Annotated in this window: 15 protein-coding genes; 7 read left to right on the top strand and 8 right to left on the bottom strand. The window is 66.1% G+C overall.

Annotated elements, in window-relative coordinates:
• Window positions 1-41 precede the first annotated feature (41 nt).
• From nrdE to nrdH, 3 genes are all read right to left on the bottom strand, one after another.
• Window positions 42-2186, bottom strand: a complete 2145-nt coding sequence (nrdE, locus tag ACZ6IE_RS04205) for a class 1b ribonucleoside-diphosphate reductase subunit alpha (protein ID WP_077053681.1) — start codon at window positions 2184-2186, stop codon at window positions 42-44.
• Window positions 2171-2572, bottom strand: a complete 402-nt coding sequence (gene nrdI, locus ACZ6IE_RS04200; RefSeq protein ID WP_077053682.1) for a class Ib ribonucleoside-diphosphate reductase assembly flavoprotein NrdI — start codon at window positions 2570-2572, stop codon at window positions 2171-2173. Before nrdI ends, nrdE begins: the two co-directional genes overlap by 16 nt.
• Before the next feature lie 100 nt (window positions 2573-2672).
• Window positions 2673-2906 (bottom strand): glutaredoxin-like protein NrdH, encoded by a 234-nt coding sequence (gene nrdH, locus ACZ6IE_RS04195; protein ID WP_077053683.1) that lies wholly within the window; start codon window positions 2904-2906, stop codon window positions 2673-2675.
• Window positions 2907-3294: 388 nt separating this feature from the next.
• Between nrdH and ACZ6IE_RS04190 the strand changes: the two genes are divergently transcribed.
• Both ACZ6IE_RS04190 and ACZ6IE_RS04185 read left to right on the top strand, forming a co-directional pair.
• Window positions 3295-4515, top strand: a complete 1221-nt coding sequence (locus tag ACZ6IE_RS04190) for an MFS transporter (protein ID WP_464606904.1) — start codon at window positions 3295-3297, stop codon at window positions 4513-4515.
• Window positions 4516-4589: 74 nt separating this feature from the next.
• On the top strand, window positions 4590-5804 hold the full coding sequence (locus ACZ6IE_RS04185) for an acyl-CoA dehydrogenase family protein (RefSeq protein ID WP_464606903.1): 1215 nt from the start codon (window positions 4590-4592) through the stop codon (window positions 5802-5804).
• A gap of 132 nt (window positions 5805-5936) precedes the next feature.
• Here ACZ6IE_RS04185 and ACZ6IE_RS04180 read toward each other — a convergent pair whose 3' ends face one another.
• Window positions 5937-8276, bottom strand: a complete 2340-nt coding sequence (locus tag ACZ6IE_RS04180; protein ID WP_464606902.1) for a heavy metal translocating P-type ATPase — start codon at window positions 8274-8276, stop codon at window positions 5937-5939.
• A 39-nt stretch (window positions 8277-8315) separates the two neighbouring features.
• Window positions 8316-8594 (bottom strand): metal-sensitive transcriptional regulator, encoded by a 279-nt coding sequence (locus ACZ6IE_RS04175; protein WP_464606901.1) that lies wholly within the window; start codon window positions 8592-8594, stop codon window positions 8316-8318.
• A 140-nt stretch (window positions 8595-8734) separates the two neighbouring features.
• On the opposite strand from ACZ6IE_RS04175, the gene ACZ6IE_RS04170 reads away from it, so the two are divergent.
• Together ACZ6IE_RS04170 and ACZ6IE_RS04165 are read left to right on the top strand one after the other, a co-directional pair.
• The gene (locus tag ACZ6IE_RS04170; RefSeq protein WP_464606900.1) at window positions 8735-9160 is read left to right on the top strand and encodes an organic hydroperoxide resistance protein; all 426 of its coding nucleotides are present in this window, start codon (window positions 8735-8737) and stop codon (window positions 9158-9160) included.
• Between the two features lie 224 nt (window positions 9161-9384).
• The gene (locus ACZ6IE_RS04165; protein WP_464606899.1) at window positions 9385-10752 is read left to right on the top strand and encodes a GntR family transcriptional regulator; all 1368 of its coding nucleotides are present in this window, start codon (window positions 9385-9387) and stop codon (window positions 10750-10752) included.
• Here the strand turns inward: ACZ6IE_RS04165 and ACZ6IE_RS04160 are convergent.
• The gene (locus ACZ6IE_RS04160) at window positions 10742-11479 is read right to left on the bottom strand and encodes a hypothetical protein (protein WP_464606898.1); all 738 of its coding nucleotides are present in this window, start codon (window positions 11477-11479) and stop codon (window positions 10742-10744) included. The two genes, ACZ6IE_RS04165 and ACZ6IE_RS04160, sit on opposite strands and share 11 nt — an antisense overlap.
• 361 nt (window positions 11480-11840) lie before the next feature.
• Here ACZ6IE_RS04160 and ACZ6IE_RS04155 point away from each other — a divergent pair, with 361 nt between their 5' ends.
• Window positions 11841-12080 (top strand): response regulator, encoded by a 240-nt coding sequence (locus ACZ6IE_RS04155; RefSeq protein ID WP_464606897.1) that lies wholly within the window; start codon window positions 11841-11843, stop codon window positions 12078-12080.
• Window positions 12081-12206: 126 nt separating this feature from the next.
• Here ACZ6IE_RS04155 and ku read toward each other — a convergent pair whose 3' ends face one another.
• Window positions 12207-13253 carry a non-homologous end joining protein Ku gene (gene ku / locus ACZ6IE_RS04150; RefSeq protein ID WP_464606896.1) on the bottom strand — a complete coding sequence of 349 codons (1047 nt, stop codon included), beginning with the start codon at window positions 13251-13253 and terminating at the stop codon, window positions 12207-12209.
• A 100-nt stretch (window positions 13254-13353) separates the two neighbouring features.
• Between ku and ACZ6IE_RS04145 the strand changes: the two genes are divergently transcribed.
• On the top strand, window positions 13354-16065 hold the full coding sequence (locus ACZ6IE_RS04145) for an ATP-dependent DNA ligase (RefSeq protein WP_464606895.1): 2712 nt from the start codon (window positions 13354-13356) through the stop codon (window positions 16063-16065).
• Between the two features lie 214 nt (window positions 16066-16279).
• Here the strand turns inward: ACZ6IE_RS04145 and ACZ6IE_RS04140 are convergent, their stop codons facing one another.
• Complete coding sequence (locus ACZ6IE_RS04140; RefSeq protein WP_077053694.1) at window positions 16280-16798, bottom strand: VOC family protein; 519 nt, start codon at window positions 16796-16798, stop codon at window positions 16280-16282.
• A 285-nt stretch (window positions 16799-17083) separates the two neighbouring features.
• Here ACZ6IE_RS04140 and ACZ6IE_RS04135 point away from each other — a divergent pair, with 285 nt between their 5' ends.
• Window positions 17084-18244, top strand: coding sequence for a PQQ-dependent sugar dehydrogenase (locus ACZ6IE_RS04135; RefSeq protein WP_464606894.1), 1161 nt, complete (start codon window positions 17084-17086; stop codon window positions 18242-18244).
• Window positions 18245-18274 lie beyond the last annotated feature (30 nt).

Here is an 18274-nt window from a genome sequence, read left to right as displayed (position 1 = left end):
CTTCGCAGCTCGAATGCTTCTTCGGGGGTGTCGGCGGCCGGCTACAGCATGCAGCTGACGCAGCCGTCGACCTCGGTGCCTTCGAGGGCGAGCTGGCGCAGACGGATGTAGTAGATCGTCTTGATGCCCTTGCGCCATGCGTAGATCTGCGCCTTGTTGATGTCGCGCGTGGTGGCGGTGTCTTTGAAGAACAGCGTGAGCGAGAGGCCCTGGTCGACGTGCTGCGTTGCCGCGGCGTAGGTGTCGATGATCTTCTCGGCGCCGATCTCGTAGGCGTCCTGGTAGTAGTCCAGGTTGTCGTTGGTCATGAACGGCGCGGGGTAGTAGACGCGGCCGAGCTTGCCTTCCTTGCGGATCTCGATCTTCGAGGCGATCGGGTGGATCGACGAGGTCGAGTTGTTGATGTAGGAGATGGAACCGGTGGGCGGCACGGCCTGCAGGTTCTGGTTGTAGATGCCGTACTGCTGGATGGACGCCTTGAGCGCCTTCCAGTCGTCCTGCGTGGGGATGTGCACGTTCGACGTGGCGAACAGCTCGGCCACGCGGGCCGTTGCGGGCACCCAGGCCTGGTCGGTGTACTTGTCGAAGAACTCGCCAGAGGCGTAGGTGGAGTCGTCGAAGCCGTCGAACTTCTCACCGCGTTCGATCGAGATGTTGTTCGAGGCACGCAGGGCGTGGAACAGCACCGTGTAGAAGTAGATGTTGGTGAAGTCGATGCCTTCTTCGCTGCCGTAGTAGACGCGCTCGCGGGCGAGGTAGCCGTGCAGGTTCATCTGGCCGAGGCCGATGGCGTGCGACTTGTCGTTGCCGTCTTCGATCGAGCGCACGGAGCGGATGTGGCTCTGGTTGCTGACCGAGGTGAGGCCGCGGATGGCGGTCTCGACGGTGGCGCCGAAGTCGGGCGAGTCCATCGTGAGGGCGATGTTCAGCGAACCGAGGTTGCAGCTGATGTCCTTGCCGATCTGGTCGTACGACAGGTCGTCGTTGTACGTGGTCGGCGTGTTCACCTGCAGGATCTCGGAGCACAGGTTGGACATGTTGATGCGGCCCTTGATTGGGTTCGCCTTGTTGACGGTGTCTTCGTACATGATGTACGGGTAGCCGGACTCGAACTGGATCTCGGCGAGCGTCTGGAAGAAGTCGCGGGCCTTGATCTTGGTCTTCTTGATGGCCGGGTTGTCGACCATCTCGCGGTACTTCTCGGTCACCGAGATGTCGGCGAAGGGCACACCGTAGACGCGCTCGACGTCGTAGGGCGAGAAGAGGTACATGTCCTCGTCCTTCTTCGCCAGCTCGAACGTGATGTCGGGCACGACGACGCCGAGGGACAGCGTCTTGATGCGGATCTTCTCGTCGGCGTTCTCACGCTTGGTGTCGAGGAAGCGCAGGATGTCGGGGTGGTGCGCCTGCAGGTAGACGGCACCGGCGCCCTGACGGGCACCGAGCTGGTTGGCGTAGCTGAAGGAGTCTTCGAGCAGCTTCATGACGGGGATGATGCCCGAGGACTGGTTCTCGATCTGCTTGATCGGCGCGCCGGCCTCCCGGATGTTGGAGAGCAGCAGGGCCACGCCGCCGCCGCGCTTCGAGAGCTGCAGGGCGGAGTTGATGCCGCGGGCGATCGACTCCATGTTGTCTTCGATGCGCAGCAGGAAGCAGGAGACGAGCTCGCCGCGCTGGGCCTTGCCCGTGTTGAGGAACGTGGGCGTTGCGGGCTGGAAGCGGCCGGCGATGATCTCTTCGACCAGGCCGATAGCGAGCTTCTCGTCGCCCTGGGCCAGGCCGAGGGCCGTCATGACGACGCGGTCTTCGAAGCGCTCGAGGTAGCGCTTTCCGTCGAACGTCTTGAGCGTGTAGGACGTGTAGTACTTGAACGCGCCGAGGAAGGTCTGGAAACGGAACTTCTTCGAGTAGGCGAGGTCGTTGAGCTTGGTGATGAACTCGAACGAGTACTGGTCGAGCACGGCCTGCTCGTAGTACTCCTTCTCGACCAGGTAGTCGAGGCGCTCTTTGAGCGAGTGGAAGAAGACGGTGTTCTGGTTGACGTGCTGCAGGAAGTACTCGCGCGCGGCTTCACGGTCTTTGTCGAACTGGATCTCACCGTTGGGGCCGTAGAGGTTGAGCATCGCGTTGAGCGAGTGGTAATCGAGCGCCTGGGGCGCCGCCACCTCTGTCAGTGTGTTTGCCAAAATGATTCCAATCCGTCATGGACCACGCTCACGTCGTCCGGGGTTCCGAATACTTCGAACTTGTACAGGGTGGGAACCTTGCACTTGCTCGAGATGATGTCTCCGGCGATGCCATACGCTTCGCCGAAATTGGTGTTCCCCGCGGCGATGACACCGCGGATCAGGTTTCTGTTGTTCGCGTCGTTGAGAAAACGGATGACTTGTTTGGGCACGGCGCCGCCTTCGCCTCCTCCCCCGTAGGTGGGGGTGAGGAGGACGAAGGGCTCCTCGGCCGTGATGGCCGGGTCGCGTGCGTAGAGGGGGATTCGAGTGGCTTCGACACCGAGCTTCTGGACGAAGCGGTGCGTGTTGCCCGAAATGCTCGAGAAGTAGATCAGTTTGGTCAACGGACCGATGCCCCCTCGGGACTGCGCTGCGGATGAGCGCGGTGCGTGGTGTTGCGTGAAGCTGTGGTGCGTGTCGCTGTCGCGTGCGGCAGCGGCCGGATCAGGCGAGGCGGTCGGCCAGCTCGGAGATCTTGTCGGGGCGGAAACCGGACCAGTGGTCTTCGTCGGTGATGACGACGGGGGCCTGCAGGTAGCCGAGAGCCTTGACCTGCTCGAGAGCGTTTTCGTCGGCCGACAGGTCGAGGACTTCGTACTCGATGCCCTTGCTGTCGAGCGCACGGTAGGTAGCGGTGCACTGGACGCAGGAGGGCTTGGTGTAAACCGTGATTGTCATCGCCGGATGGCCTTTCGTTCTGAGAAATCTGATACCGCGAAAAAGACTCCGCTTTGTTCACGGTGGTGGGAGTAAAACGGTGACGCAGCGGAGCGTGTGAAGCAGTAACTCAATACTACATATAGTGTGCGATGACGGCTACACCCCCAGGGGTAGTAGTTACATCTGTGTAGTTATCCACGGGAGTTTCCACCGAAAAGCGGTAGTTATCCACCGGTTATCCACCGAAAGTGCACAGGTTCTCACGGCCCGACAACGCCGGAATACCGGCCTTCTCCCGGTGTCGGCGGGCGATCTCTCCACAGATTTCACGTTACGACCGACCACCGACATTTCCACCCTCCGCGACACCCGCACGGCGTGTCGCGGGACTCCTAGACTGGACACCATGAGCAGTTACTCGAGCCTTCTGAAAACACCCGGCGTGGCTCGGATCATCGCGGCTCAACTCGTGGCACGTTTCCCCTTCGGAATGCTGTCGCTCGCCATCCTGCTGCACGTCGAACGCCAGACCGGCAGCTACGGTGCGGCCGGCGCCGTGCTCGCGGCCGCCAGCATCGGCCAGGCCATCGCGGGCCCGCTCACGAGCCGCTGGATGGGCCAGTGGGGCATGCGGCGCGTGCTCTGGCTCACCCTCGCGGTCTGCGTCGTCACGGTCACGATCATCGCCGTCGTGCCCATGGGTGTCGTCTTCTATATGGTGCTCGCGTTCATCGCCGGGCTCAGCACTCCCCCCATCCAGCCCGCCGTCCGCACCATCTACCCCAAGATGGTCAACTCCACGCAGCTCACTCCCCTCTTCTCTCTGGATGCCTCGGCGCAAGAGATCATCTGGGTGCTCGGCCCCGTCATCACCACGTTCACATCCACGCAGGTGTCCACGGTCGCGGGCCTCGTGCTGGCCGTCGCCCTCATGATCGGCGGCGGCACCTGGTTCATCTCGAGCCCCGAGGTCGGCCGCGTGCGCATCCCCCGCAGCCGCCGCAAGCTCGGCGTCGTGCTCAAGAAGCCCGCCGTGCTCCTCGCCACCGTCGTCGGCTTCCTGCTCATCGGTGCTTGCTCGGCGCTCGAGGCGGGCGTCGTGGCCGTGTTCGGGCATTCGGGCCTCGAGGCCGGCATCGTGTTGGCCATCTTCGCGCTCGGCAGCCTGCTGGGCGGCCTGCTGCTCGGCCACATCCCCATCGGCCCGTGGGCCCTCGCCCGGCGCATGCTCATCGTGGCCGTCGGCATGACGGTGGCCTTCGCCATCCCCGGTTTCTTCCCCAACGTCATCTGGCTCTCGGTCACCCTGTTCGTGGCGGGCATCGGCATCGCGCCGGCCCTCGCCGTGCTGTTCGCCATCGTGTCGTCGTCGGTCAAGTTCAGCGACACGGCCGAGGCCTACGGATGGGTGGGCACCGGCCAGCTCATCGGTGCGGCCATCGGTTCGGCCGCGGCGGGTGTACTCATCGACGCGAACGGCGCCGTCGGGGCATTCTGGGCGGCATCCGTGCTGGCCATCGTCGGATTCGTCGTGCCGCTGCTGGGCCGCCGCTGGCACCCCGATCTGCGCGGGCGCGACGCGAGCCCCATTCCCGACACTGAGCCCATCCAGGTGCAGCCGTCCTAGACGGAGCACCGGGCCGACAGGCATAGCCGGCCCGCCAGACGCTCCCGCGCATTACGACACGAAACGAGGCAGGCATGACCTCCGACGCTTCAGCTCCACGCTCCGACCGGTCCGCGCGCGAAGACCCCGGGACGGCGACGGCGCCGACCCCGAACCCGCTCGACGACGAGTTGCTCGAACGTATTCGCGCGCGGGCGGTCGTGCACGATGCCGAGAACACGTTCTTCGACGACGATCTGGCCGAGCTGCAGACATCCGGATATCTGCGCGCGTTCGTGCCCCGCGAGTTCGGGGGCCTCGGGCTCGGCCTGCCCGAGATGGCCGTGCTGCAGGCCCGCCTGGCCGGAGCCGCACCCGCCACCGCGCTGGCCATCAACATGCACCTGGTCTGGACCGGGGTGGCGAAGCTGCTGCACGACCGCGGCGACGACTCGCTCGAATTCGTGTTGCGCGGCGCAGCGGCCGGCGAGGTCTATGCGTTCGGCGTGAGCGAGGCCGGCAACGACCTGGTGCTCTTCGGCAGCGACACCGAGGCGCGCCCCGACGGCGAGGGCGGCTATTCGTTCTACGGCACCAAGATCTTCACGTCGCTCTCCCCCGCCTGGACGGCTCTCGGCACCATGGGCCTCGACACGGTTTCGGCCGACGCCCCGAAGGTGGTCTACGGTTTCGTCGGCCGCGAGGGAACCTCGTCGAAGGATGACTGGAACACCCTCGGCATGCGGGCCAGCCAGAGCCGCACCACCATTCTCGACGGCGCGCACGCATCCGCCGACCGCGTGGTGCGCCGCCTCGACCCCGGCCCCAACCCCGACCCGATCGTGTTCGGCATCTTCGCCAACTTCGAGATCCTCATCGCCTCCGTCTACACGGGCATCGGTCAGCGCGCACTCGACCTCGCCGTCGAGACCGTGCTCAAGCGCACGTCGAAGAAGACGGGTGCCGCCTATGCCGCCGACCCGGACATCCGCTGGCAGATCGCCTCGGCCTCGATTGCTCAAGAGGGCATTCCGCCGCAGATCGAAGCGCTGGCCCGGGATGTCGAGGCTCAGGCCGCGCACGGTGCGGCGTGGTTCCCCAAACTGGTTGGCCTCAAGGTGCGCGCCACCGAGAACGCGCGCGTCGTCGTCGACCATGCGATCCGCGTATCGGGCGGCTCGAGCTATTTCGCCAGTTCCGAGCTGAGTCGGCTCTATCGGGACGTCCTGGCCGGCATGTTCCATCCCTCCGACGCCGAATCGGCGCACTCCACGGTGGCGTCGAGCCTGCTGGGGCCCCTCGAGCGATAACCGCCACCGCAGGCGAACTGGAGGCTTCACACGGCGACGAAGGCCGCGCACACGAACGCCGACACGGGTTTCACGCTCGCGGCCTCCGGCGCGCCGGACGGTCTCGTGCCGATCTTTGCCGCCGTCCTCGGACTACTCCTTGCGGGGAGTGCGCTCGCGATCATCGACGGGAGTCGCACCCGCCGTCGCCCCTGACGGAGACGGGATGCCCGCCGAAACCGGTGAGCCGGTAGCGGCCTTCGACCCGAGCAACGCTTCGGGTCGAAGGTCGAGCCGGCGGAGCAGCTGGGCGTTGACCGCGACGACGACCGTGGACAACGACATGAGCACCGCGCCCACCTCCATCGGCAGCACGAACCCAACCGGGGCGAGCACGCCGGCCGCCAACGGCACCGACAAGAGGTTGTATCCGGCCGCCCACCACAGGTTCTGTGTCATCTTGCGGTAGGCCCGGCGGGACATCTCGATCGCGCCGACGACCGCACGAGGGTCGCTCGAGGCCAGCACGAGGCCAGCACTCGCGATCGCGACATCCGTGCCCGCGCCGATCGCCAGGCCCACGTCGGCCTGAGCGAGGGCGGGGGCGTCGTTCACGCCGTCGCCGACCATGGCCACACGAGGGCCATCGGCCTGCAGGCCTGCGACGATGGACCCCTTGTCGGCCGGAAGGACGCCGGCGAAGACCTCGTCGATGCCGAGCTGAGTGGCTACCGACCGGGCCACGGGCTCGGCGTCTCCCGTGATCATGGCGACACGGATGCCCCGGGCGTGCAGTTCGTCGACCGCCTGACGGGACTCGGGCCGCACCTCATCCGCGAGCGCCACCGTGCCGAGCAGCTGCCCGTCGCGCAGCACACTCAAGATGGTCGACGCGCTCGAGTGACCGCTCCCCTGTGGCTCGGGAGCGGGTTGGAACCCGGCCCGGCGCAACATCTCGGGCCCGCCGACGCTGACCGTCTGATCGTCGATGCGGGCCGACACGCCCACCCCGTTCTCCGACTCGAACGAGGTCGAGTGCGGCACGGAGATTTCTCGCTCCGTCGCGGCGCGCACCAGGGCGCGTCCGAGCGGGTGCTCGCTGTCCTGCTCGGCGGCCGCGGCGGCAGCCAACAACTCGTCGTCGCCCACCCCCGGCGCGGGCATGACGCCGACCAGGGCGGGGCGCCCGACCGTGAGCGTGCCCGTCTTGTCGAACAGCACGGTGTCGATGGTTCGCATTCCCTCGAGCGCCATGCGGTTGGTCACGAGGATGCCGGCGCGAGCCGCGCGTTCGGTGGCGATCGACACGACGAGGGGGATGGCCAAACCGAGGGCGTGCGGGCAGGCGATGACGAGAACGGTCACGGTGCGCGTGACGACATCCTCGGGCGTGCCGAATATGGACCACGCGATGACCGTGAGTACGGCCGCACCCAGCGCATACCAGAACAGCAGGGCCGCAGCCCGGTCGGCGAGCGCCTGTGCCCGCGACTTCGACGACTGAGCGTCATCGACGAGGCGACGGATGCCGGCGAGCGCCGTCTCCTCCCCCACCGCCGTCACGGTCATGCGCACGCTTCCGTCGGCGGCCACCGTGCCCGCCACGACCTGGTCGCCCACCTCGTGCGGAACCGTCGCCGACTCGCCCGTGATCATCGATTCGTCGAAGGATGCGGCGCCCGCGACGATGCGCCCGTCGGCGGGAACCCGACCGCCCGGCCGGATGACGACGGTGTCGCCGACAACGAGGTCGGCGGGCGACACGGTCTCGACGGCATCCCCCGTCACGCGTTCCGCGGTGTCGGGCAGGAGTGAGGCGAGCGAATCGAGCGCACTGGCGGACTGGGCGAGCGACCCCATCTCGATCCAGTGACCGAGCAGCATGATCACGATGAGGAGGGCGAGCTCCCACCAGAAGTCGAGCTCATGACTCAGGATGCCGAGCGTCGCCCCCCATGAGGAGAGGAAGGCGACCGTGATGGCGAGGGCGATCAGCAGCATCATGCCGGGTTGACGCGAGCGGATCTCGGACCAGCCGCCCTGCAGGAACGGGATACCACCCCAGAAGAACATCACCGTCCCGAGCAGAGGAGAGATCCAGGCGACGGCCGGATTGTCGGGAAGGGTGTACCCCACGAGGGAAGCGAACATCGTGTTCGCGAGCACCACGGGAACCGCGATCGCCAACATGATCCAGAACAGGCGTCGGAATTGGACGACGTGATCGCCGTGGCCGCCGTGGCCGCCGTGGCCGCCGTGGCCGCCGTGGCCATGATGACCCCCATGACCCGCGTGCGCGTCGTGACCCGCGTGACCGCCGTGGGCCGAATGATCGCTCTGGGCCGCGTACGCGTCGGGATTCAGGTGACCCGCGTGTGCGTCGTGATCGGCATGACCGCCGTGGCTCGTGTGCGCATCGTGCCCTGCATGGGCGTCGTGGGTCGCATGGCCCTGGTCATGTGCGGAGTGCTCGTCGTGGTTCTGGTGGCTCATGCCCCCAAGGTATACCCCCCTGGGGTACTAACTCAAGCCCTAACCGCGGTTATTGCCCAGCTCGAACGCCTTGAGCAATTCGGCGACGGCGGCTTCGCGCGCATCCCCACCCTCTTCGAACATCTCGGTGACGTGGGTGCGCAGATGATTCTCGATGAGCAGCTTGTTGAGCGAACCGAGTGACTTCTGGATCGCCAGCGACTGCGTGATGATGTCCATGCAGTACTCCTCGTTGTCGACCATTTTCTCGATGCCTCGCATCTGGCCTTCGAGGATCTTGATGCGGTGCAGGGCGCGTTTCTTGATGTCGGCAATCACGCGCTCAGACTACCCCTGGCGGGTATCGGCGTTCTCAGGATGATGCGCGACAGTAGTGATTGCACGGTGACAACGCCGCTGCCGCGCAGGTAGACTTACTAGATCGTCTACCTGACGTCACGCTTCACGAAAGGACCACCATGAGCGCTCTCTACACCGCATCGGCCACCTCCACGGGCGACGCCCGCAGCGGCGGAAACACCCGTTCGAGCGACGGCATCCTGAACATCGACATGGCGGTCCCCACCGAGATGGGCGGGTCGGGCAAAGGCTCGAACCCCGAGCAGCTCTTCGCGGCCGGCTATGCCACATGCTTCCACTCCGCCGTCAAGCTCGTCGCCGGCCAGATGAAGGCCCCCATCACCGACTCGGCCGTCACCGCCGACGTCAACCTCTTCCCGACCGACGAGGGCGGCTTCCTGTTGGGCGTCGCGCTGCACGTCGAGCTCGGTAACGTCGACCAGGAGACCGCCGACGCGATCGTCGAGAAGGCCCACCAGGTGTGCCCCTACTCCAACGCCACGCGCGGCAACATCGAGGTCACGGTAGACGTCGAGGTCGGCTAGACCCCTTTCGGGCCGGCTCGGAAGATCATTCCCAGCAGCCTTTGAGGTCGCGGCCCTGCGGTGTGAAAACACTGCGGGGCCGCGATTCTTTGCGCGATCCCGGCGAGAGTTCGGGCAGGATGGTACATCGACACGCCGATATTCGAAACCGACGTGGTATCAGTTTGCGATTCTGAGTTAGCATATGAGAATTCTGCAATCGATTTCTCCCCGAAGGAGCCACCGTGCCGGTCCCTACCACTCCCCAAGCCGTAGCTCCCGTCTCACGCCTCCTGCGCGACCAGGTTTTCACGCGCGTACTCGACGCCATCCGCGCAGGTGATTACAAACCCGGTGACACGCTCGCCGACGAAGACCTCGAATCATGGCTCGGTGTCTCCCGCACGCCGATCCGTCAGGCCTTGGCCCGTCTCGTCTCGGTGGGGCTCGTCGAGATGGAGCCCAACCGTTACACACGAGTGGCCTCCATCGACGCCCGTGAATTCATGAACTCGACGGGCGCCCTCGTCGCGCTCTGGAAACTGGCGGCAGAATCGACCATCGGCAAGCTGTCCGGTTCAGACACGAAGAAGCTCAAGAACCTCTTCGACCAGGCCATCCAGGCACTCAAGTCAGCCACATCGGTCGGAGAGGTGATCGAGAAGACCCTCCAGCCGCTCGCCTTCCTGGCCGAGAAGTCGGGCAACGCCGAGCTGAAGCGCATCCACGACGACGTGATCATTCGTGAAGAATTCCAGGTGCGAGGCATCTCTGATCGCCTCTCGACCAAGAGCTACCGCAAACACCTCTCCGCCATTCGCGACGCCTACCTCGACAACGACGCCGCGGCCGTCTCATCCGCCTTGGACGACCTGCTGACCTCCTCGCTCGAGCGCGGCCAGGAATACCTCGATGAACTCGACGAGCCGGCATCGACGCATGTCGCATCGCGCCGGCGCCTTCTCCAGGACGACGTCTACGAGCGCATCGCCCGGGCAATCGTCGACGGCACGCTGCTGCCCGGCGAGGTGCTCCGCGACGACGAGCTCACGGCCTGGCTGCAGGTCTCCCGCACCCCGCTTCGCCAAGCGCTCGACCGACTGGCCGACAACGGCCTCGTCGAGACGGCACCCAACCGCTACACCCGCGTCGCCGTACCCACTCCCGAACGATTCCGCAACCAGTGCGAGGTGCTCGGCTCACTGTCCGCCTATTCCGCCGCCCGCGGAGCCGGTGATCTGCCCGACGAAGATCTGGCGCGGCTGACCGAGGTCGTCAAGACCCTGCAGAAGAAGCGCACCGACTCCGACGCGGCCGCGTTCGCCGACAGGCTGTCGCTCACCTCCGACATCGTCACCATGTTCCCCCGTGCTTTCGGGGACCGCCGCCTCGCCACGCTGCTCGCCGATATGACCCTCGGCATCAATCAGTTCCTGGTCGCGCACCACAGCGAACTCAACCCGGCCCGCCAGGCGGAGCTCTATCCGGCCTTTCTCGAGGCGGCGAAGAAGCGCGACGGCAACCGACTCGCCTCCTTGTCTCGCGATCTCTGGCTCGGTGGCGTCGAGACGACGCTCTCGCAGTTGCCGGCGACTGCGTCGGTCACGGCCTGAGACGCCGGCGCCCGCGTTCGCCGGCGGCCGCCGTCTCGGGCGTTCCGAGAGGTGCAGACCGGTCTGACGCGATCTCGCGGTGGCGCAGGCCTCGAGCTTCCGCCATGCGCCCGAGCTCGACATCGAAGCATCGCCAGGCCAGCTGGAACCCCTCCACGGCGATAAGGGGATCATTGTCGCGGATGCCGTCGCCCAAGATGGCAAATCCTCGCATGCCGGCCTCATAGCTGAACTCATCGACGAAGGGCCTGATGAAGAAGGCCATCTGCAGACGCACATCCGAGATCAGCGTGCGCAGAAGGGGGTTACGACACCGGACTTCCAAGCTGTCGAGGAAGGCCGTCCACTGGGGCAGTGCCGCCGTCGAACCGGTGCGGGAACCTTCGAGGGCGCACAACACCGCGAGCGTGTGTTCGAGGAATTCTGTTCGAGCATCCGCCTCGGCAAGGCATCGTTCGAGCACAGCGCAGTACAACACACCGGCGGTTTCGAAGACCCGACGCAGCGAGGCGGGACACACGCTCGCGATGATCACTCCGCCGTCGGCGTCCTCCGACGCGATGCCGAGCCGGATCAGGACGTCGTCGACGCGAGGAGCCTGAGCGGGGTGCAGGCCGAACTCCCTCCCGATGTCACCGGGGTCGAACGACCGGCCCGGCGACAACGACTCGAGAGCGAGCGGTGAACCTGCTCGATTCGATCGGACTTCGCGGCGCAGGTACTCCACGATGTCTCGATGAGTGTGTGGCAAAACGGTCAGCACGCTTGTCCCTTCTGATGCGCGGCACTGCCGCGCGGTGGAGCGTAACGGCGAGGCGCGCCCGATGGCGGTTCGGGGTTCGTGCGCTTTGTCGTTGATCAGTGAAGGCTTGGTCCGTGCGCCCAGCCCTCGTCGCTGAGGACGCGAACGACGCACGAGGGGTGCTGCAGCGCGCATGACTGCACGATCCGGCCCCCCAGCTCTTCGGACGTAAACAACATGTCTGAAAGGATGATATATCGATACCGGCACGCACACAACCACTCATACAAACAACCCCCTATTCGCGTGCGCTACGGGGATATAAGTTGGTTAGTTGGAGGAAATAATGTCATCTGAAGCAAAACTCGCCCATCTGCACAACGGTCCCCTCGACGGGCAGACCATCCCGCTCGAAAACGGTGCCGACGACGAACTCGTCCTGCCCTACAGCGAGGGGCAGCTCGTCTACCGCTTGGCCGAGACGCCTGCAGACGAAGAGGGCCCCGCCACGGCGCATTATCACTACGCCGAGACCACCGAGGTGCTCCTGCAGGGCGACGACCAGCCGCGCGACGACGCACGCTAAGCACAGCCATCGATAGCCCCGTCCCTTTCGAGGGGCGGGGCTATTTTGCGTGTCCCCTGTTGCGGGCCCGCACGGAACGGTATCGAACCGTCCATTTCTCCTCGAGGATCAGGATCGTCTCGAACGTCAGGATGCTTTCGACGCTGACTTGCGCGACGCCGGAGCTTTCTTGGCGGTGGTCGATTCTTTCGCCGCAGCCGTCTTCGACGGGGCTTTCTTGGCCGGGGACTTCTTGGCGGGACTCTTCGAGCTCGTGGAAGACGAACGGGACGACGAACTCTTCGTCCCGCGGCGGTCGGTCGTCGACGCCTCCGAATCATCCTCGTCGACATCTTCGGTATCGCTCTTCGACGATGACGCGGCAGAACCCGAACCCGCCTTCTTGGCCGAACGCGAGCGGTCCACACTCCGCCGCAGGGCTTCCATCAGGTCGATGACCTCGCCGCCGGAATCCTCATCGGATGCGTCGTCGTCGACATCCGTCTCGTGCACATCGGTGCCGCTCTCGGCCTTGCGGGCAATGAGCTCGCGCAGCTGCACCTGATACTCGTCGACGAACTCCTGCGGCTCGAAGTCGCCCGAGAACGATTCGACGAGCTGCTGCGACAGCGCCAACTCCTTGTCCGAGATCTTGACGGATGCCTTGAGCTTGTCGAACTCGGCATCCCGCACCTCGTCGCTCCACAGCAACGTCTGCAGCACGAGCACGTCGTCGCGCACGCGCAGGGCGGCGAGATGCGTCTTCTGCCGCATGGCGAACCGCACGATGGCCATGCGATCGGTGGCCTCGAGCGTGCGTCGCAGCAGCACATAGGACTTGGGCGACGTGCTGTCGGGTTCGAGGTAGTAGCTGCGGTCGAACATGAGGGGGTCGACTTGTTCGCTCGGCACGAATTCGACGACCTCGATCTCGCGGTCACGTTCGGCCGGCAGCGTTTTGAGGTCGTCGTCGGTGAGCATCACGCGCGTTCCGCCCTCTTCGTAGGCCTTGTCGATGTCGCGGAACTGCACGACCTCGTTGCACACCTCGCAGCGACGCTCATAGTGGATGCGGCCGCCATCCTTCTCGTGCACTTGATGCAGGGGGACGTCATGGCCTTCGGTGGCGCTGTACAACTTCACGGGAACGTTGACGAGCCCGAAGCTCAGCGATCCCTTCCAGATGGCGCGCATGTCCACTCCGATCCTTGGCGGCGTTGTCGAGTATCCAGTACATACCCGAACGGGCGTCAAGGGGTAACGATCGGGCAGGGGTTGCGGTAGACAAGGGGCCATGGCAGCAGCATCCGACAAGCAGATCGTGACGGTGGATGGCCGCCGGTTGCAGGTGACGAACCTCGGCAAGGTTCTCTACCCCGAGACCGGCACGACCAAGGCCGACGTGCTCGACTACTACACGCGCGTGGCGCCACTCATGCTGCCGCACAGCGCGTGGCGGCCCGCGACCCGCAAGCGCTGGGTGCACGGCGTCGGAACCGAGGATGCCCCGGGCCAGATGTTCTTTCAGAAGGACCTCGGCGACGGCACGCCCGAGTGGGTCAAGCGTTTCGAGATCGAGCACAGCGATCACACGAACACGTATCCCGTGGTGAACGACCGGGCGACGCTGGCGTGGCTCGCCCAGATCGCGGCGCTCGAGATCCATGTTCCGCAGTGGCGGTTCGGTCCGAGGGGTGCGCGCAAGAACCCCGATCGCATGGTGTTCGACCTCGACCCGGGCGAGGGCGTCGGGCTGCCCGAATGCGTCGAGGCCGCGCGGCTGTGCCGAAAGATCCTCGACGACATGGGGATGCCGGTGTTCCCCGTCACGAGCGGGAGCAAAGGCATCCATCTGTATGCGTCGCTCGACGGAAAGCAGACGTCGGATCAGGTGTCGCAGGTGGCCCACGAGCTGGCGCGGGCCCTCGAGGCCGACCACCCCGACCTGGTCGTGAGCGATATGAAGAAGACGCTGCGGGTGGGCAAGGTGCTGCTCGACTGGAGCCAGAACAATGGCGCGAAGACGACGATCGCTCCGTATTCTCTGCGTGGCCGGGCGCGGCCGACCGTCGCGGTCCCGCGCACGTGGGAGGAGCTGGAGTCGCCCGATCTGCGGCACCTCGAATACGACGAGGTGCTCGACCGCATCGAGTCCGCGGGCGACCCGATGGCCGCGATCGACAGCGACCTGGTCGGCGAGTTCGGGGACGGCGGCGGTCTCGGAATCGGTGACGAGGGAGGTGCGGGGCCGTCTGACACCGCGTCGCGGCGCGGGAGCTCGAAGCGCACATCCGACGCAAGCTCTGACAGACTCGAGACCCCGCGCGACCGCCTCCATATCTATCGCTCGAAACGGGATGCCGCGATCACGAGCGAGCCCGTGCCCGCCGAAAGCCCGGTCGACCGCGAGGGCAACAGCTTCGTCATCCAGGAGCACCATGCGTCACGCCTGCACTGGGATTTCCGCCTCGAACACGCGGGTGTGCTCGTGAGTTGGGCCCTGCCGAAGGGTGTGCCGACCGACACGAAGGGCAACCACCTGGCCGTGCAAACGGAAGACCACCCCATCGAATACGGATCCTTCGAGGGCAGCATTCCCGCGGGCGAATACGGCGCGGGCGAGGTCACGATCTGGGATGCCGGCACCTACGAACTCGAGAAGTGGCGCAAGGACGAGGTCATCGCGCGCCTCACGGGGCGACCGGACGGCGGCCTCGGCGGCACCGTGAAGCTCGCGCTCATCCGCACATCGGCGGGGCCGGGCGGGGAGGATGGCGGGGACGAGAACAGCGGCACCATTCCGAAGAGTTCGTGGCTCATTCACCGCATGAAGGATACGGGCGCGCACGCGGAGCATCACTCAGACGGAGACACAGCTGGCGCATCACGGTCGAAGGCGGGCGGTGCCCATGCGGGCGGCGCCTCGACGAAGGCACCTGCGAGCACGGCCGAGAGCGACTCTTCGAGGTCTGGTGACAGCGACTCGGACGACTCGACGACCGACGCCCCCGCGTCCGCCCCCGGCACCTACAAGCCCATGCTCGCGACCGCCGGCACGCGCACGGATCTGCGCTCGAGCAAGGAGTGGTCGCTCGAGATGAAGTGGGATGGCATCCGAGCGATCGTCACGGTCGACGACGGCGCCGTGACGATCACGAGTCGCAACGGGCACGACATCACGAAGCGGTATCCCGAACTGCTCGACGCCGCCGAGGGTGTGCACGCGACATCCGCCGTGCTCGATGGCGAGATCGTGGCGCTCGATGGGTCGGGCGTGCCCAGCTTCGGGTTGCTGCAGCAGCGCATGAACCTCGACAAGGCCGCCGAGATCGAGCGGGCCTCGACGAAGACACCCGCAACGCTCATGCTGTTCGACGTGCTCGAGGTGAATGGCGTGTCGATCATCGATCAGCCGTACCGCGAGCGGCGCGACCTGCTCGAGCGGCTGATCGCCGACGACCAGCGCGGCCGGGTGCGCGTGCCGCCCGCGTTCGACGGCGAGATCGATGACGCCGTCGAAACCAGCCGCCGACTCAAGCTCGAGGGTGTCGTCGCAAAGATCGTCGACTCTCGCTACGACCCGGGCCGCCGTTCCGACGACTGGGTGAAGCTGAAACACCAGAAGACGCAGGAAGTCGTGGTCGGCGGTTGGCGCCCGGGCAATGGCGGCCGCAGTGGGCAGATCGGGTCACTGCTCGTCGGCATCCCGGGCGAGGATGGCTTGACCTACGTCGGCCGCGTCGGCACGGGCTTCAGCCAGGCCGATCTTGCCGCGATCGGAAAGCGCCTCGACCCGCTCGACCGCAAGACGTCGCCTTTCATCGAGGTGCCCTCGGATGTCATGCGCGACGCCCACTGGGTCACGCCGAAGATCGTGGGCGAGGTGACTTTCAGCGACTGGACCGACTCGGGCCACCTGCGGCACCCGTCGTGGCGCGGCGTGCGCGTCGACAAGACGCCCGACGATGTCGTGCGCGAACCGAACCCCGACATCGACGGCGACTGACGGCCCACGGCTCACGGCTCACGGCTTGTCGCCCGCGGCTGACTGCTAGCTGCCGACTGCTGGCTGCTAACTGCTAACTGCTAACTGCTAACTGCTAACCGCTAACCGCTAACCGCTAACCGCTAACCGCTAACCGAATCAGATCTGGTCGCTCCCACACAGACGGACCCCGCGGAAACGATCTCCGCGGGGTCCGTACGTTCTGCTTTGTTGGCTAGAGAACGGCCGGGTTCGGCGCCGACGGATTGTCGGGCGCGTTGCCTTCACCCGCCAGGCCGGCCGGGGTTTCTGCGGTCGCCGGGGCCTGGCCCGCGGCATCCGCACCGGCGCCCGTGATGTTCACCATCCAGTTGACGTTGTACTTGTCGCGCAGCATGCCGAAGCTGTCGCCCCACGGCGACTTGGCGAGCGGCTCGACAATGGTGCCGTCTTCGACGAGACCGTTGTAGTAGCCCGTCAGCAGATCTTCATCGTCGCCGCTGAGCGCGATCGAGATGCTATCGCCGGGGTTGAAGTCCATCTTCGTGGGTGTGTCGGCGCCCATGAGCACCAGACCGTTGGGCGCGATGAGCTGGGCGTGCATGATCTTGAGCTTCTCGACCGGGTCGTTGCTCATCTCGAACTCCTCGAAGGTGCTCATGGTCAACTCACCGCCGAACACGCGCTGGTAGAAGCTCATGCCCTCGCGGGCGTCGTCTCGAAAGTGGAGGTAGGGGGTTATCTGGCTGGTCATGCTTCACGCTCCTCGTCGATCGTTCGTGGCACCGCGGCGCGTCTAAACGCGTCGGTGTTCGTGGACTGCTTCGAGTATGACCGTCGCGCCCGCCCGACGGGAGGGGTTGCCTCTCGCCGGGCGGGCACTTCGGTGCATGCGTGCATGGCGGCCCAACTCTCCGATTCTGACCTGCAAACCGGCGACACGCGGCAGGCAATTCGGAGGTAACTCACGTACTTTCGTCGGACCGGCACACCCGGACCGCGTCGTCCCCGGCGCCCCACCGCATTCGGAGAGGTAGATATGTCCCCGTCCTCACGTTTGGCTTCTGCGTCGCTCGGCGTGTCGCTCGTCGCGGCCCTCGTCGGATGCTCGGCGGCCGGCCCCGGCGGCAGCGAAACGCCTTCGCGCACGACCGCGACCTCCGCTCCCCCGGCTACTGCGTCTTCCGCGCCCGCACCTACCCCGATGGATGATGGCGCCGCAGCCCCCACGGGAACGCCCCGGGTCATCGCCACGGGCCTCGACCTGCCGTGGTCGCTCGTGCGCCTCGAATCGGGAGCCACCCTCGTCTCAGAGCGCGACACGGCCCTCGTGAAGGAGATATCGGCAGCCGGCGATGTGCGCACGGTCGGCGAGGTTCCCGGCGTCGCACCGGGTGGCGAGGGCGGCCTGCTCGGGCTCGCGGTTTCCTCCGACGACCCCGCGTCGCTCTACGCCTACACGTCCACGTCCTCCGACAACCGCGTGCTGCGCATCGACCTCACGGGCGACGCGGGCGGCTATGGCCTGGGCGACGCCGAAACGGTGATCGACGGCATCCCCCGCGCCGGCAACCACAACGGAGGCCGCCTCGCCTTCGGACCCGACAAGATGCTCTACGTCACGACGGGCGACGCGGGCAACACCGCCAACTCGCAGAACCCCGAGTCGCTCGGCGGAAAGATCTTGCGCCTCGACCCCTCGGGCGCCATCCCCGCTGACAACCCGTTCCCCGGCTCCCCCGTCTTCACCCTCGGCCACCGCAACCCGCAGGGCATCGCCTGGGATGCCGCCGGCAACATGTTCGCGTCAGAATTCGGCCAAAACACCTGGGACGAGTTCAACCAGATCACGCCCGGCTCGAACTACGGATGGCCCACTGCCGAGGGCATCGCCGGCAACCCCGACTTCGTCGACCCCCTCGTGCAGTGGTCGCCCCGCGACGCGAGCCCCAGCGGCCTCTCCTACGCCGACGGCACCTTCTTCCTGGCGGCGCTCCGCGGAGAACGCCTCTGGACCCTCGACACCACACCTCTCGACCCGCCAGCTGTGCCGCCCACCGCCGCGTTCTTCGAGGGCGACTACGGCCGCCTGCGCGACGTGATCCGCGGCCCGGGCGACACCCTGTGGCTCCTCACCAACAACACGGGCCGCTCCCCCCGCCCGGGCGACGACCAGATCCTCGAGGTCGACCTGGGCTAAGGCGGGTCGCTCCACGTCACCCTGCCCCCG

The organism is Okibacterium sp. AC114, assembly GCF_979253355.1.
The sequence above is the reverse complement of the archived record's forward strand: the minus strand, read 5'-3'. Positions and strand labels throughout refer to the sequence as shown.

Coding starts and splice junctions, on each gene's coding strand:
- nrdH (WP_077053683.1), bottom strand. CDS start 2,906: ATGACAATCACGGTTTACACCAAGCCCTCCTGCGTCCAGTGCACCGCT.
- ACZ6IE_RS04190 (WP_464606904.1), top strand. CDS start 3,295: ATGAGCAGTTACTCGAGCCTTCTGAAAACACCCGGCGTGGCTCGGATC.
- ACZ6IE_RS04185 (WP_464606903.1), top strand. CDS start 4,590: ATGACCTCCGACGCTTCAGCTCCACGCTCCGACCGGTCCGCGCGCGAA.
- ACZ6IE_RS04180 (WP_464606902.1), bottom strand. CDS start 8,276: ATGAGCCACCAGAACCACGACGAGCACTCCGCACATGACCAGGGCCAT.
- ACZ6IE_RS04170 (WP_464606900.1), top strand. CDS start 8,735: ATGAGCGCTCTCTACACCGCATCGGCCACCTCCACGGGCGACGCCCGC.
- ACZ6IE_RS04155 (WP_464606897.1), top strand. CDS start 11,841: ATGTCATCTGAAGCAAAACTCGCCCATCTGCACAACGGTCCCCTCGAC.
- ku (WP_464606896.1), bottom strand. CDS start 13,253: ATGCGCGCCATCTGGAAGGGATCGCTGAGCTTCGGGCTCGTCAACGTT.
- ACZ6IE_RS04145 (WP_464606895.1), top strand. CDS start 13,354: ATGGCAGCAGCATCCGACAAGCAGATCGTGACGGTGGATGGCCGCCGG.
- ACZ6IE_RS04140 (WP_077053694.1), bottom strand. CDS start 16,798: ATGACCAGCCAGATAACCCCCTACCTCCACTTTCGAGACGACGCCCGC.
- ACZ6IE_RS04135 (WP_464606894.1), top strand. CDS start 17,084: ATGTCCCCGTCCTCACGTTTGGCTTCTGCGTCGCTCGGCGTGTCGCTC.